Annotated in this window: 9 protein-coding genes and 1 pseudogene; 7 read left to right on the top strand and 3 right to left on the bottom strand. The window is 72.8% G+C overall.

Features of this window, described 5'->3' with window-relative positions; translation table 11 throughout:
• Positions 1-94 precede the first annotated feature (94 nt).
• The 4 genes and pseudogenes from AB0G14_RS33270 to AB0G14_RS33255 all read left to right on the top strand — a co-directional run bounded on the left by AB0G14_RS33270 (position 95) and on the right by AB0G14_RS33255 (position 5,544).
• Positions 95-1,008, top strand: a pseudogene (locus tag AB0G14_RS33270) (PQQ-dependent sugar dehydrogenase).
• A gap of 207 nt (positions 1,009-1,215) precedes the next feature.
• Positions 1,216-2,610 (top strand): FAD-dependent oxidoreductase, encoded by a 1,395-nt coding sequence (locus tag AB0G14_RS33265; RefSeq protein ID WP_357704362.1) that lies wholly within the window; start codon positions 1,216-1,218, stop codon positions 2,608-2,610.
• A gap of 75 nt (positions 2,611-2,685) precedes the next feature.
• Positions 2,686-4,056: a PQQ-binding-like beta-propeller repeat protein gene (locus AB0G14_RS33260; protein WP_357704360.1), complete on the top strand. Its 1,371-nt coding sequence runs from the start codon at positions 2,686-2,688 to the stop codon at positions 4,054-4,056.
• A 264-nt stretch (positions 4,057-4,320) separates the two neighbouring features.
• Complete coding sequence (locus AB0G14_RS33255; protein WP_357704366.1) at positions 4,321-5,544, top strand: multidrug effflux MFS transporter; 1,224 nt, start codon at positions 4,321-4,323, stop codon at positions 5,542-5,544.
• Between the two features lie 88 nt (positions 5,545-5,632).
• Here AB0G14_RS33255 and AB0G14_RS33250 read toward each other — a convergent pair whose 3' ends face one another.
• The 3 genes from AB0G14_RS33250 to AB0G14_RS33240 all read right to left on the bottom strand — a co-directional run bounded on the left by AB0G14_RS33250 (position 5,633) and on the right by AB0G14_RS33240 (position 10,103).
• On the bottom strand, positions 5,633-8,533 hold the full coding sequence (locus tag AB0G14_RS33250; RefSeq protein WP_357704364.1) for a M48 family metalloprotease: 2,901 nt from the start codon (positions 8,531-8,533) through the stop codon (positions 5,633-5,635).
• Positions 8,533-9,069, bottom strand: a complete 537-nt coding sequence (locus tag AB0G14_RS33245; RefSeq protein WP_357704358.1) for a hypothetical protein — start codon at positions 9,067-9,069, stop codon at positions 8,533-8,535. The genes AB0G14_RS33250 and AB0G14_RS33245 overlap by 1 nt, the downstream gene beginning before the upstream one ends.
• 158 nt (positions 9,070-9,227) lie before the next feature.
• A complete protein-coding gene (locus AB0G14_RS33240) occupies positions 9,228-10,103 on the bottom strand; it encodes an amidohydrolase family protein (RefSeq protein ID WP_357704356.1) in 876 nt (291 codons plus the stop codon).
• 113 nt (positions 10,104-10,216) lie between these two features.
• Here AB0G14_RS33240 and AB0G14_RS33235 point away from each other — a divergent pair, with 113 nt between their 5' ends.
• The 3 genes from AB0G14_RS33235 to AB0G14_RS33225 are packed head-to-tail and all read left to right on the top strand — an operon-like array spanning position 10,217 to position 13,758.
• Positions 10,217-11,449: a M20 family metallopeptidase gene (locus AB0G14_RS33235; RefSeq protein ID WP_357704354.1), complete on the top strand. Its 1,233-nt coding sequence runs from the start codon at positions 10,217-10,219 to the stop codon at positions 11,447-11,449.
• Positions 11,446-12,447 carry a Gfo/Idh/MocA family oxidoreductase gene (locus AB0G14_RS33230; RefSeq protein ID WP_357704352.1) on the top strand — a complete coding sequence of 334 codons (1,002 nt, stop codon included), beginning with the start codon at positions 11,446-11,448 and terminating at the stop codon, positions 12,445-12,447. Before AB0G14_RS33235 ends, AB0G14_RS33230 begins: the two co-directional genes overlap by 4 nt.
• Before the next feature lie 15 nt (positions 12,448-12,462).
• Positions 12,463-13,758: an extracellular solute-binding protein gene (locus tag AB0G14_RS33225; protein WP_357704350.1), complete on the top strand. Its 1,296-nt coding sequence runs from the start codon at positions 12,463-12,465 to the stop codon at positions 13,756-13,758.
• Positions 13,759-13,867 lie beyond the last annotated feature (109 nt).

Below are 13,867 nucleotides of genomic sequence, written 5' to 3'. Positions count from 1 at the left end.
CAACCCGGCCCCGCTCAGGCGGATAAGACCGGGACCGTCCCACCGCAAGGCGGGACATACCGATCAGTCGCTACAGCGCACTGACAGGTAACGGCTGGACTTCCTGCCCGACGGCAGCGCGCTCGTCACCGAGCGGAACAGCGGACGGGTCCTGCGGGTACGTCGTGGGTCGGCCCCGCAGCAGGTCGCGCAGATCTCGGGGGTCGTCGCGACGGGCGAGGCCGGGCTGCTCGGGCTGGCCGTCTCGCCCCGCTACCGCACCGACGGTTACGTGTACGCGTACCTCACCTCCAGCGTCGACAACCGGATCATCCGCTTCCGGCTCACCGCGCCGCAGGTCCAGCAGCCGATCCTCACCGGGCTCGCCCGGTCCGGCGCGCACAACGGCGGGCGCATCGCGTTCGGCCCGGACGGGATGCTCTACGCGGGCGTCGGCGACGCCGGACAGCCGGCCACCGCCCAGGATCCGTCGCACCGCAACGGGAAGATCCTGCGGATGCGGCCGGACGCACCGTGCCCTGGAGCAATCCGACCGCCGGGTCCCTGGTCTACAGCCTCGGCCACCGCAACGTGCAGGGCCTGGCCTGGGACTGGCGGGGCCGGCTCTACGCGACCGACTTCGGTTCGAGCCGCTGGGACGAGGTCAACCGCATCGTGCCGGGCGGCAACTACGGCTGGCCGGTGGTGGAGGGGGTGGCCGGCGACCCGCGCTTCCGCGACCCGATCGTGACGTGGACGCCCGCCGAGGCGTCGCCCGGCGGCGCGGTGATCGTGGGCAGGACGCTCTACGTCGCGGCCCTGCGCGGCGCCCGGCTGTGGGTCGTACCGCTCGACGGGGCCGGCACGCCCACCGCGCAGCTCGTCGGCACCTACGGCCGGCTGCGCGCCGTCGCGTACGCACCGGACGGCTCCCTCTGGGTGACGACCAGCAACCGTGACGGCCGGGGCGCTCCCACGGCAGGCGACGACCGGATCCTGCGGTTCCCGCCGCGTTCCTGGTGGCGGTGACGCCCGCGCCCCGACCCGGGCACGCGTTCGACATCGTCGCGGAGGCGCACCGAGGACCGGTTGGTGGGCGACCTGCCGGGGCAGCGCCCGCTGCCTGTGCGACGATCGACGAGCGTCATGTCGGCCGGTCCGTCCTGTGGGGCCGCGTGCGCGCAGGCCGCTCGGCAGGCGCGTGCGCGGCACCTCTCGTACCCCTTGGAGAGCACGATGTCCCTCTCCCCGACCAGGGTCTTCGCCGCGTTGAACGCCGTGCGACCACCCGCCCGGCAGTCTCCGGTCATGGGCAGGGCCATCGTGGTCGGCGGCAGTGTCGCCGGCTTGCTGGCCGCCCGGGTGTTGTCCGACCACGCGGAGAGCGTCGTCGTCGTCGACCGGGACGACCTGCATCTGACCGGCGGTCGGCGGGGCGTGCCGCAGGGGACGCAGTTGCACGCGCTCCTGCCCGGTGGCTTCCTCCAGCTCGAACGCCTGTTTCCCGGCTTCCGCGAACAGGCGCTGGCCCAGGGAGCGATCGAGGCTCCCCCCGGGACCAGACGCGCCTACCTCGACGGCCGGCTGAAGGTTGTCGTGCCCGACGACGCCGACAGCCTGACGGGCACCCGACCGCTGCTGGAGGGGCTGATCCGTCAGCAGGTGCTTCGACTGCCCAACGTCAAGACGGTCGTGGCCCGCGCCACGGGCCTCGTGCTCGACGGTGGCGCGGCCACCGGTGTCCGCTGCGATGTCGGCGGGGTGCCGGGCGTCGAGAGCGGTGACTTCGTGGTGGACGCCATGGGGCGTTCGAGCAGGCTGTCCGAATGGCTGGAGCATGCCGGCTGGGACCGTCCCGTCACGCGACGGATGACCGTGAACCTGAACTACGCGACGGCCCTGTTCCGACGCCCGGAGACGGATCCGGACCTCACGGTCGTCATGGCGCTGCACAGTCCGGAGACGTCGCCGGACGTGGCCGGCGCCGCGGTCTTCGCCGTCGAGGACGGCCGGTGGATGGCGATGATGGCCGGGTACGGCGACAACCGCCCGGGAAGTACCGCCGAGGATTTCGTGCGGCGGCTGCGGGACCAGTTCCCACCGGAGTTCGGTGACGTCGCCGGGAACGAGATGCTCGGCGACGTCCGGACCTACCGCCATGCCGACAGCCGGCGGCGGGACTTCCACGCGCTCAAGCGGTTCCCGACCCGGCTGGTGAGTGTCGGCGACGCGGTCGCGTCGTTCAACCCGGTGTACGGGCAGGGGATGACGGCGGCGGCCCTGCACGCGGCCTGCCTGTCGGTGTACCTGCGGTCACGGCCGGATCCGGCCCTGCCCGCGCGCCGGTTCTTCGACTGGCAGAGGGTCGTGGTCGACGCCGCGTGGTCGACGTCCACCTCCGCCGACCTGGCCCTGCCGCACGTCGACGGCCCCTACCCGCGCGGCCACCGGTTCTCCGGTTGGATCAGCCGGCAGATCGTGACGGCGACCGTCACGGACGTGGCTGTCGCGCGGCGGTTCAACGAGGTCGTTTCCATGCGTGCGCATCCGCGGTCGCTGGCCACACCGGGCGTGGTGCTGGCCGCCCTGCGCGCCAACCGTCGGCACCCTGACCGCGCCACCTTCCGGTAGTTCCGGCGTCACGCCTTCTCCGGGTGCGGGCGGGTCCTACGGTGGGGCCTTCGCCGCCGATCAAGGGAGAGACCGTTGTCACCGTCGTACCGCCCGCCTCGATGGAGCCTCGCCGGAACGGCCCTGAGCCTGGTCCTCGGGCTCGCCGCGTGCGCCGGGCCTCGGGCGGAGCCGCCGGAGCGGCCTGCGCCGCAGGTCGAGGTGAGCCAGGAGACCCTACGGGGCCGGGGCAGCCGGCCGGGGCAGGAGGGACCCGACCCGGTCTGGTCGGTGTCGGTCGACCGGCTCGTCGATCAGCTGGCGCAGATCGGCCGGCTGATCGTCGTGCCCGACGAGCGGGAACTCCGCGCGGTGGACCGGTCCACCGGGCAGGACCGGTGGCGCCATCCGTTCCCGACGAGCTATCAGTATGCGGTCACCGACGGTCTGATCGTCGCGAGCGCCAGTAACGGGGGACCGCTGGAGGTGCTCGACGCGGTCACCGGCGCCACCCGCTGGCGGGTCGAGGACACCCAGGACGTCATCGTCCAGCAACAGGTCGTCTACAACAGGGAGTGCGTAGGCACAGGGCAGTCGGCGAAGTGCGTGGTCATTGCCCGGGACGTCCGGGACGGCCGTCAGCTCTGGAAACTGGCCGCCGACCGGTTCGCCCGGGTGACCGACGTGGCGCTCGGTGCGCGTATTCCGTATGCCCCGCCCACCGGGCGGTACGTGGCGGTGCGGCTGAGTGCGTCCGCCCCTACCTACACGGCAGTCGCGACCACCACCGGCAAGGCGGGGGCCGGGCGGTTGCCGAGCCGGGCCTGGTACGGCTTCGTCGCAGGCGACCTGCTGGTGACCACCGACAACGATCCACCCCGGGGTGATCGGCGGTGCACCGTCAGCATCGCCACCGTCAACGCGGCGACCGGTGCCAGAGGATGGTCCGGTGAGGTCTTCAGCGGGCGTAACGAGGATGGTGAGTGCGTCAGGCGGTTGACGAACCATCAGAGCGGGCTGGTCCTGATCGGGGCCGGCACCCGGCTCGTCGCGGTCAGCGCGACCGGCCGGCCACAGTTGGTGGACCTGCGCAACGGCAAGGCGGAGTGGGAGGGCGCCACCTCCGGCGTACCGATCGACGGGGACGACCGGTCGGTGCTGGTGCGACGCAACGCCGACGAGGGTGAGCTGGAGCTGCTCGACATGACCACCGGCGCGTCGCGGTGGACCGCGCCGGATCCGGGGCTCTCCGGTGGGTCGGCGAGTTGGCGGTCGACCGTGACCGGACGGCTCGTGGCGGTCAGCGCTGCGATGGGCGGCCGGCCGTTCGTGATCGTCTACGACGTGCCGACCGGCCGCCAGCTCGGCCGTTACCCCGGTTGGCTCGCTGGCGCCGGGGACGACTGGGTCGCGGTGAGCCATTCCGGGGGATCGGACGGGATCACCCTGGACCTGCACACCTTCTGAACCGGTCCGTCCCGCCGGCCGCGTTCGTTCAACTGGCAGGCGGCGTCCGGTCACTGCTGGCTGGCCGCCGATCAAGAGGCCGCGGTGTGATCTCCGTTGCGTCCTGACCCGCGGGGGAATGAGTTCACCGGATCGGGATTTGGAGCCAGTTATGACTTCTGCACAGTCCCCGCGGCTGCGGGTCGACCGGTCGGAGACGATCCGATGACCTCTACCGTCGATGCTCCCGCCGGTCCCGCCGCCTCGGGGACGCCGGGTGACCTGATGAGCGCCCGGCAACGCCTGCGGCTCGTCCTCGTGCTCGGGTCGCTGATCGCGGTGGTTCCGCTGACCATCGACATGTACCTGCCCGCGCTGCCCGCGATCGTCACGGATTTCCAGACCACGTCGGCGGCGGTCCAACTCACCCTCACCGGCACGCTGGCGGGCCTCGCCGTCGGCCAGTTGCTGATCGGCCCGCTGTCCGACGCCGTCGGGCGGCGCGTGCCGCTGATCGCCGGTATCGCGCTGCACGTCGTGGCGTCGGTGCTCTGCGTCTTCGCACCGAACATCGCGGTGCTCGGTGTGTTGCGGGTGGTGCAGGGCCTCGGCGTGGCGGCGGCCTCGGTGGTCGCGATGGCCGTGATCCGCGACCTGTTCAGCGGCGCGGCCTTCGCCACGCTGCTCTCCCGGCTGCTGCTGGTCATGGGGGCGGCGCCGATCCTCGCCCCGACCCTCGGTGGCGGGCTGCTGCGCTGGACGGACTGGCGCGGCGTGTTCGTGGCGCTGGCCGTCCTCGGGGTGCTGCTCGTCGTGGTCGCCGCGCTCGGGCTGCGCGAGACGCTGCCGGCGGACCGGCGCCGGCGCGGCGGGGTGGTCGCGACGGTTGTCGTGTACGGCGCGCTGCTGCGGGACCGCACGTTCGTGGGCCTCGTCCTGGTCGCCGGGCTGGCCATGGCGGCGTTGTTCGCCTACGTGGCCGGGTCGTCGTTCGTCCTGCAGGAGCAGTACGGGCTGAACGAGCAGCAGTTCGGGCTGGCCTTCGGTGCGGGCGCGGTGGGCCTGATCGCGGCGACGCAGTTCAACGTACGGCTGCTGCGCCGCTATTCGCCGCAGCGGATCCTCGTCGTCGCCCTGGGTGTGGGAACGGGCGCCGGTGTGGCGCTGCTCGCCTTCGCCGCGACGGGGCTCGGCGGTCTGCCGAGCCTGCTGGCGTCGTTGTGGGTGGTGCTCGCCGCGGCGGGGCTTGCGATGCCGAACGCGCCGGCCCTGGCCCTGTCCCGGCACGGGGAAGCGGCCGGTACGGCCTCCGCCCTGCTCGGCGCGGTGCAGTTCGGCGTCGGTGCGCTGGCCGCGCCCCTGGTGGGCGTGCTCGGTACGGGCGCGGTCGCCATGGCCCTCGTCGTCGCGGGTGGCATGGTGGCGGCGACGGCCGTCCTGCTCGTGGTCGTGCGGCCGGCCCGGCTCGCCGAACTGGAACCGGCAGCGGTGGCCGTGGCAGCGCACTGAGGAGTGCGAGCCACACGCGTGCCGGTGACCGGGGGCGTGCTGTCGTGTTCCGTGGCCGGGCGGCGGTCGCTTTCGCCGCCCGGCACGGTCAAGGGCCCTTCAGGCCGCCGTCCCGCAGCACCGCGTCAGTCCGGTCGAGCAGCGACGAGAGGGCGTCGCTGGCCTTGGCGATGCTGTCGCCTGAGGCCATGAAGAGGGCGGCATCTTCCTGGTCCAGCGAGCGCTGGCACTCCTGACTGCCCTTTCCCGCTTGTTCGATGAACCTGCGCCAGAGCACCTGGCCCTGAGGGTCGGGCACCCGGAAGTAGCGGTCGGCGTCCCGCGCGACCTGACCGATGTCGGCACAGATCGGGCGGAACGTGGCCGGGTCGATCTCGGCGTGTGCGCTGTTCGCGGCGTCTGCGGCGTCCGCGGCCTGGATCTGTGCCGTACCGAGGCGTTCGAGGGCATCGGCGTAGCGCCTCACCAGGTCCCCTGCGCCGAGGTTCTTCCACGCGAGCACCTGCATGGCTCTCGTCTCGGCGGACACCGCCGGCGGCTCACCAACGGGCACCATGAGCTGCAGGTTAGCCGCGGCCTCACGTTTCGAGGAGCGCTTCAGGTCCAGCAGGCTCGTTTCCCCCAGCACGGTGACCCCCACCGCGGCGGCGCACAGCACACCGACGCACAGCCGGCGGGCGACCAGCCCGCCCCGTCCTTCCCTCGCCGGACGCGCTTCGGCGGCGTGGTGCCCTCCGGGTGTCCCCACCCGGCGGATGGCGGAAACGGTTGCGGCCGCGATGACGGCCGCGACCGCGGCGACCACGAGAACCTGGCCCGCGAGAAGCCGGACCAGCGGCCAGGCCGCGGCCGGACGCCACTGGCAGGACGACGCCAGGGTGTTCAGCAGCGGAACGCACCCGTCGAAGGACAGGAGGACGAACCACCCGCCGAGGCCGATCAACGCCGCGATCTCGGCGGTGATGATCGCGATGAGCAGCCGGTGGCGACTCGCGACCACGCTCGCGGCGACGGCGGCTGCCGTGGCGGCCGTCACGAGGGCCACCAACACCCACCCCTCGTAGATCCAGAGGTACAGGCCACCCCGCTGCCCACGCGGTGGTTGCCAGGAATGCATGTACGCCGCCGCGCCCGCGACGGCCACCCAGCCCGACACCCCGCCCAGCGCCGCGACTCCGAGCATCCCTCGCAGCGGCGGCAGCTCCACAGGTGGTTCCGCCGCGGCCGGCTCTCGCAGCGCGCCGGGCACCCAGCGAAGCGTGGCCGTGGCCCGTCGGCTCGTCCAGGCCAGCAGCGGCACGGCCCACAGGGCCGCGACCATCGGTAGGACGAGGGGCTGGTCCAGGCTGTGCAACAGCGGGTGGACGATGCCGATCACGCTGGCCGCGGCAGGATGGTCGGCCACCTCGCCGGGGTAGTCACGTTCCAGCAGTGCCCGCGTGTCGAACAGCGGCCCGTTCAGGTACTGAGAGCCCCACTCGCGCCACCACGTGAACCATGCCGACAGCACAAGACACGCGGATGCCAGCCCCGCCAGCATCACCGGCCGGATCGTCCGGCCCGGCCATGCCCTGAGCCACAGGTGGGCGCACTGCGCGACCCACCAGGTGAACGCCGCCCCGGCGAGAACCACCAGCACCAGGATCGCGGGGCGTTGGGGCAGCCACTCGGTGAGCACGATGTCGTTCAGCACCAACTCGCCGACGGTCATCCCCGTTCCCAGCCACAGCCCCGCCCGCAGGCCGGAGGGCACACGCCGCAGGGTGAGTACGGCATGGGCCACGGCCCGCCACAGGGCGACCCCCACCAGCCCGGTGACCAGCCCCGCCGCCGCGACAGCCGTCACCTGGCCGAGCCACGGGCCGGTCAGATCGGACATGCTCAGGTACAACCGCACCTGGGAGCTGATCAGAGTCGCGGCGGCCCCGGTCAGGAACATCGGCAGCGACCGCAGACCGAACAGCACCGCGGGATCGTCCAGCGCCTCTCGGCGCAGATCCCATCGCGGATGGGCGCGCCACAGCTCGACGAACGAGGCGCCCAGCCGCCTCAGTCTCCCCTCGGGCGGGCCCGGAGTCGCCACCGCCCAGGGGCGGGGGTCGGCACCCCACCGCGCCGCGGCCAGATCGGCGTAGATCTCCCGGCTGCGCAGCACGTCCGACCGCGCGAGATAGATCAGCGCCACCAGGAAGGCCGCCAGCACGAGGTTACGTGTCGCGAACGGCACCGCACCGGGCCACTCCGGCGACCACGGCCCACCCGGGAACGCGATGATCCACCACACGACGTAGGGGAGAAGCACCACTGCCAGGAACACCCGCCACACCGCGACGGTGGCGTAGGCGAGGGTGACGTCGCCGTTGCGGATGTGGGCGAACTCGTGCAGCAGCACCGCCCGGAGCGCCTCCGGGTCGGTGGCCCTGCGGGCGAGCAGCCCACCGTGCAGGCACACCGTCGGCCGGCGGTTGCGGCCGAACACCACCGCCCCGGTCGAAGCCGCCGCCGGATCCACGACGACATTCGGCGTACGGGCCAGACCAGCCGACGCCGCCAGACTCTCCACGGTGCGCAGGATCTCGCCGTCACGGTCGATCGCTGTCAGCGGGACGACGCGGCCACGCCGTGCCTTCCAGAGATGCAGGCACCAGAACAGCACGCTGGCCAACACCACCAGCAGAGCCGGCCACGCCAGGCGGATCCACCACGGCAGCGGCCGCTCATGGCGGGCGATGCACGCCTCGTAGGCGTCCATGTTGGCCAGGAAGCTGGCCTCGCCGGCCGCGCTGTGGGCATCGTTGGGATCCATCCCGGTGGCGAGCAGGCAGGCGAAGCCCTTCACGCCGTCGGTGTCGGAGAGCCACGCGGTGACGTTGGCCGTCATGGTCGCGCTGCTCACCAGCAGCAGGACCACCAGCAGCACGAACCGCACGGTCGTGCCGGCGCCCATCGCCCGCTCGTCGACGCGCGACCGGGCCGCGTCGGCGACCATCACGCCCTGTCCCCGGGCCCGGGCCGGTCCGGGCTCTCGGGCTCCGGCACGGGTGGCACCGGCGCGGTCAGCGCCAGCCGGGTCACCAGCGCGTCGGCGATGGCCCTGGCCCGCTCGTCGTCCAGGCCCCGCTGCACGGCGACCTCCAACACCCGCTGCCGTACCTCACCGAGTTGCTCGCGGGTCAACGCAGGGACCTCCACGGGCGCGGCCCGCCGGCGAAAGACCTTGCGCAGCACGGCTCTCGTCCCCTTGGCCGCGCCATCCACGGCCGACGCGGCAGCCCGGTCGGCGAGCTGCTGCACGACCAGCCACACCACCGGGGTTGCCAACGCCACGACCTCGCCCCACCCGAACCCCAACGGCTCACGCCGCCCGCCCCGGGCGCCCAGGCGCCGCACCACCGTGGCGTCGTCGAACGCGACCAGCCCGTCCACCAGGGGCAACTCCTCCGGGGCGACCGAAGCCACAACGTCCCGGACCACCTCGCGCACCGTGACCCCACCGGCCGGGACTTCCTCCTCAGTCGTGGTCATTACACCTCCCCGGACCGCCCGGAAACCGGGCGCCATGACATGGCTACATGTGCATGTGTATCTGCACAGTGCCACTCACTGGCAGGTCCCGAGAACGGGTGGGTGATCCTGACGGAGTGATGGTGGGCGTGTCCCCGGGATGTGCGGCCGTTCTGGTCCTACATCTGGTGATCGGCGGCGGGGCGGCTGGTGGGCACCGCGGCGGCGCGCTGGTCCAGGGCGCGCAGGAGGTTGGCGCCGAGGACGTCGTCCCGTTCGGCGGCGGCGAGTTCGTCGAGGCCGACCGGGTGCAGGGTCTGTGCGAACGACACGTGGTCGAGGCTGGGCGGGAAGTCCGAACCCCAGTACAGGCGTCGGGGGCCGAAGTGCGTCAGGAGCAGCTCGACGAACGGTCGTGCCGCGTCGTGCGGGTAGCCGTGGGAGGGCTCGCTGACGGCGTACAGCCCGGAGATCTTGACTCCGACGTGGGGTAGTCGCGCCAGGTGGGTGAGGGGCGTGAGGATCTCCCCAGCCTCGTCGTCGGTGGGCACCACGGGCTGCGTGCCGGGCAGCCCGAGGTGGCTGAACAGGATCGTGCACCCGTCCAGGGCGGCGAGGGCCGGGCCGAGCCGGTCGGTCGCGGCGGGTGTGGCGTTCAGGCTGAGCAGCGCGGCGGTGCTGTTCAGCGCCGCCGTGTTGCCTGCCAGCCAGTCGCCGAAGCGGTCCGCCGAGGTCGGGTCCGCCAGGTAGGCGGCGATGCCCACGAAGCCCGCCGACCACCAGCGGTCGAGCGAGTCTCCGTCGGTTGGTCCAGCTGGTGGGACGTAGGCGACCGGCGCGATCCAGTCGTGCGCGGCGGCGAGGGAGGCCAGATGGCGGTTGTTCCCGGCGAAGCCCGCCTCGCCCTCGTAGCCGATCACCAGCGACCGGACGATGCCGTGTTCGCGGCGTAAGCCTTGGTAGACGGCCAGTTCGTCGCCGCCGGCGGGGGAGCGGCCGTAGCGGCCGGGGTAGCCGGCGGCGAACAGGTGCAGGTGGGCGTCGGCGCGTCGCATGGTTCGGACCCTAACTCAGATTTCGCCTGGCCATTGACGCGGAGACACCCCTGACTTAAGTTCTTGTCTCAATTAGGTCCGGATTACGTTGGCGCGAGCGAGGAGTGAGCCGGGTGACGCTGCCAGGCGACGAGGTTGATGAGCTGGTACGGCTGCGGCGTCAGCTTCACCGGCATCCCGAGCTGCGGTTCACGGAGCGGCAGACCGCAGCTACCCTCGAGCGCCTGCTCGGGCCACTCGGCCGGATTCGCACCGGAATTGCCGGCACCGGCGTGGTCCTGGAGATCGACGGTGGTGCCCCGGGGCCGACGGTCCTTCTTCGGGCCGATATGGACGCCTATCCCGTGCAGGACAGCAAGCAGGAGCCGTACGCCTCCCGCAATCCGGGCGTGTGCCACGCCTGCGGGCACGACGTGCACATGACCGTCGCCTACGGGGTCGCCGCCCGGCTCGCCGCCGACCCGCCCGCCCGGGGCGCGGTGACCGTGCTGTTCCAGCCGGCCGAGGAGATCCCGTTCGGCGCCGACTCGGGAGCCGCCACGGTCCTGGCCGACGAGGCGTTCCGCGACCGCCGGTTCGACGCCGTGCTCGGGCTGCACTGCTGGCCCGACCTGCCCGCCGGAGCGGTGGGGATCGACCGGGCGACCGCGATGGCGGCCAAGGACGCGTTCCGCGTCGAGGTGCTCGGGCGGGCCGCGCACGCCGCCACCCCGGCGCTGGGCCGGGACGCCATCCTCGGCCTGACCGCCATGGTGTCCACGTTGCACGCGGCCGTCTCCCGGTCCCGCAACCCCGACGAACTGGTCGCCTTCAACATCGGCACCATCGCCGGCGGAGCGAGCCAGAGTCAGGTCGCCGAGCGGGCCGAGGCCACCGGGACGCTGCGTACCCACGACCCCGTCGTGCGGGAGCGGCTGAAGGAGGTCATCGAACGCGTCGCCCGCCAGCAGGCCGCCGCGCTCGACCTCGGCGTACGGTTCGCCTGGGCCAACGAGATGCCGCCGGTGCGCAACGCCCCGGAGGTGGTGGCACTCGCGCACGCCGAACTGTCCGGGCACGTCGACGTCGTCGACCTGCCGGTACCGCCCCTGACCACGGACGACTTCGCCCTGCTCGGCGCGCTCGGCCCGAGCCTGTACGTCAAGCTCGGGGTCACCGGCGAACGAGGTGGCGCGCCGCTGCACTCCGGCGCGTTCGACGTCGACGAGCGGTGCCTCGCGACGGGGGTCGCCGCCCTGGAGCGCCTCACCCGGGCGGTCCTCGACGGTCGGCTCGCGGAGGGTGCACCGGCCCCGGCCGCCGGCGCGGGCACCGCGGCGACGCCGGCCGAGACGGTGGCCCGGTGAGCACCGGGCCGCGGGTGGCCGTGGTCGGGGCGGGCGCGTTCGGCGCCCGGCACGTCGCCGCGTACCGGTCGCTCGGTGTCCGGGTGGACGCGCTGGTCGACCCGGACCCCGCCACCCGGGAGCGGGTCGCCGTCCAGCACGGCATCCCGCGTACGTTCGATTCCGTCGCGGCCCTGCTCGCGCAGGCGGCGCCGGATGCCGCCTCCGTGTGCGTGCCCGGGCCGGCGCACCGCGCCGTCGCGGTCGCACTGATCGCCGCCGGGATTCCCGTGCTGGTCGAGAAGCCGCTGGCCGCGACGGTCGCCGACGCCACGGCGATCGTCGAGGCCGCCGAGGCGCACGGGGTGCTCTGCCAGCCGGGGCACATCCTGCGGCACAGCCCCGCCCACCGGGCGCTGCACGACGCGGTCCGCGAGGGCCGCCTGGGCCGGGTGCTGGCCGTCTCCTCGCGCCGGGACCGCCCCCGCTCCCTGACCCGGCTCTTCCCGAACGACCATCCCGCACTGCTGACCGCGGTGCACGACATCGACCTGGCGCTCTGGTACGCGGCAGCGCCGGTGGTCGAGGTGCGCGCGGCGGCCCGGACCCGACCCGGATCGGCGACGCCGGTCCTGGTCTGGGCGGAGCTTCGACACGCCAACGACGTCGTGTCGTCGATCCGCAACAGCTATCTCCTGCCCGAACACACCCCCAACCACACCTCCGACCTGGTCGAGGTGTACGGCACCGACGGGGTCGGTCACGTCGACCTCGGACATCCCACGGTGCTGCTGCAGGCCGAGCAGACCGAGGCGCCGGACTGGCTGCTCTCCCCGGTCGACGGCGGTGGCGCGCTCGCCGCCGAGCTCCGGCACTTCCTCCGCCAGGTCGACGGCAGCGACGCGTCCCCGGTCGTTCCCCTGGCCGACGGACTGCACGTGGTCCAGATCGCCGCCGCCGTGGTCGACAGCGCCGCCGCCGACGGCGCCGTGCGCCGCATCCCTCACCCCCCTCGCTGACAGGAGCTTCTGCCGATGAATCGACGTAGATTGGCCGGTCTCGTCGCCGCGGGCGTGGCCGCCGCCGCGCTGCTGACCGGTTGCGGTGGCGACGACGCCGCGGGCGGCCCGGTCACCCTCAAGGTGCTGACCTGGGAGCCGGGTGGCACCGAGTACTGGAAGCAGGTCAAGACCAGCTTCGAGGCCAGCCACCCGGACATCAGGCTCGAGATGCAGTCGGTGCCGTTCGACAAGTACCCCGAGGTGCAGGGCCCGTACATCACCTCGCAGTCGGGGCCGGACGTGATGGCCAACAACGCCGGCCTGGAGTTGTTCGACCGGCGCGGCGCGTACGTGCCGCTGGGCGACAAGGCCGCGGAGATCAACAAGGATCTGGTCACCTACAGCGGTGCCTGCGAGGGCTTCGACACCAGCAAGCCCTGCTACGGCGTGCCCTTCTCGTACCAGGGCAACGTCCTCTACTACAACAAGGACGTGCTGACGGCCGCCGGGCTCGACCCGGAGCGGCCCCCGGCGACCTGGGACGAGTTCGGGGCGGCCTGCGACGCGGTCGCCAAGACGGGGAAGACCTGCCTGGCCCTGGGCCTGTCCGGCACGTTCCCGGCCTACTGGGACTTCCCGGAGATCGCCCGCAGCTACCTGAGCGAGGACGACATCCGCGGGTTGCTCGCGGGCAGCCTGTCCTGGAAGGACCCGAAGCTGGTCTCGGTGCTGGAGAAGCTGGCCGAGATCACCACCAAGGGCTGGGCGAACAAGAACGCGCCGTCGATCACGATGCTCCCCGACGGCGCGGACATCTTCCAGCGCGGCGGCGCCGCCTTCGCCGGGACGATCATCTCGGACGCGGTGAACTGGGAGGCGTTCGGCAAGGCCCTCGGCGACGACAAGCTCGGCGTGACCCGCTGGCCGGCGGCCAACCCGGCGGCACCGCTGGCGCAGAAGTTCTCCGGCATCGAGGGCGCCGTCTACGGGGTGACCCAGTGGAGCAAGAAGAAGGACGCCGGCCTGGCCTTCATCACCTGGCTCGCCGGTAAGGAGAACGGCGAGCTGTGGGTCAGGCACGCCAAGGGCCAGCCGCTGAACAAGAACGTCGACAAGGCCCTGCTGCCCTCCTCGCCGGCCTTCCAGAAGATCCAGGAACTGGTGGCGGAGCCGACCCTGCACGCCGGCGTGATGCTCTCCGGCCCGGAGGCCGACGCGCTGGCCCGCGGCTGGCAGCAGGTGACCCTCGGCCAGCTCACGGTCGACAAGTGGGCCGAGCAGATGCAGCAGGCGCTGGAGCGCAGCCCGACGAAGAAGCAGAACAAGTAGTCGCCCCGGGCGGGGTGGCTCCGGCCGCGCCGCCCCCCCCCCCCCCCGGGGGGGCACCCCCCCCAAAAAACACCCCCCCCCCCGGGGGGGGCGGGGGGGGGGGGGCGCC

The organism is Micromonospora sp. NPDC023814 (genome assembly GCF_040639595.1).
In the GTDB taxonomy this organism is placed as follows: domain Bacteria; phylum Actinomycetota; class Actinomycetes; order Mycobacteriales; family Micromonosporaceae; genus Micromonospora.
Note: the sequence above shows the minus strand (reverse complement) of the source record. Positions and strands in the feature narration are given on the sequence as shown.

What these genes read in the sequence shown, in the direction of transcription:
- AB0G14_RS33265 (WP_357704362.1), top strand. Translation starts at nt 1,216, where the DNA reads ATGTCCCTCTCCCCGACCAGGGTCTTCGCCGCGTTGAACGCCGTGCGA.
- AB0G14_RS33255 (WP_357704366.1), top strand. Translation starts at nt 4,321, where the DNA reads ATGAGCGCCCGGCAACGCCTGCGGCTCGTCCTCGTGCTCGGGTCGCTG.
- AB0G14_RS33250 (WP_357704364.1), bottom strand. Translation starts at nt 8,533, where the DNA reads ATGGTCGCCGACGCGGCCCGGTCGCGCGTCGACGAGCGGGCGATGGGC.
- AB0G14_RS33245 (WP_357704358.1), bottom strand. Translation starts at nt 9,069, where the DNA reads ATGACCACGACTGAGGAGGAAGTCCCGGCCGGTGGGGTCACGGTGCGC.
- AB0G14_RS33240 (WP_357704356.1), bottom strand. Translation starts at nt 10,103, where the DNA reads ATGCGACGCGCCGACGCCCACCTGCACCTGTTCGCCGCCGGCTACCCC.
- AB0G14_RS33225 (WP_357704350.1), top strand. Translation starts at nt 12,463, where the DNA reads ATGAATCGACGTAGATTGGCCGGTCTCGTCGCCGCGGGCGTGGCCGCC.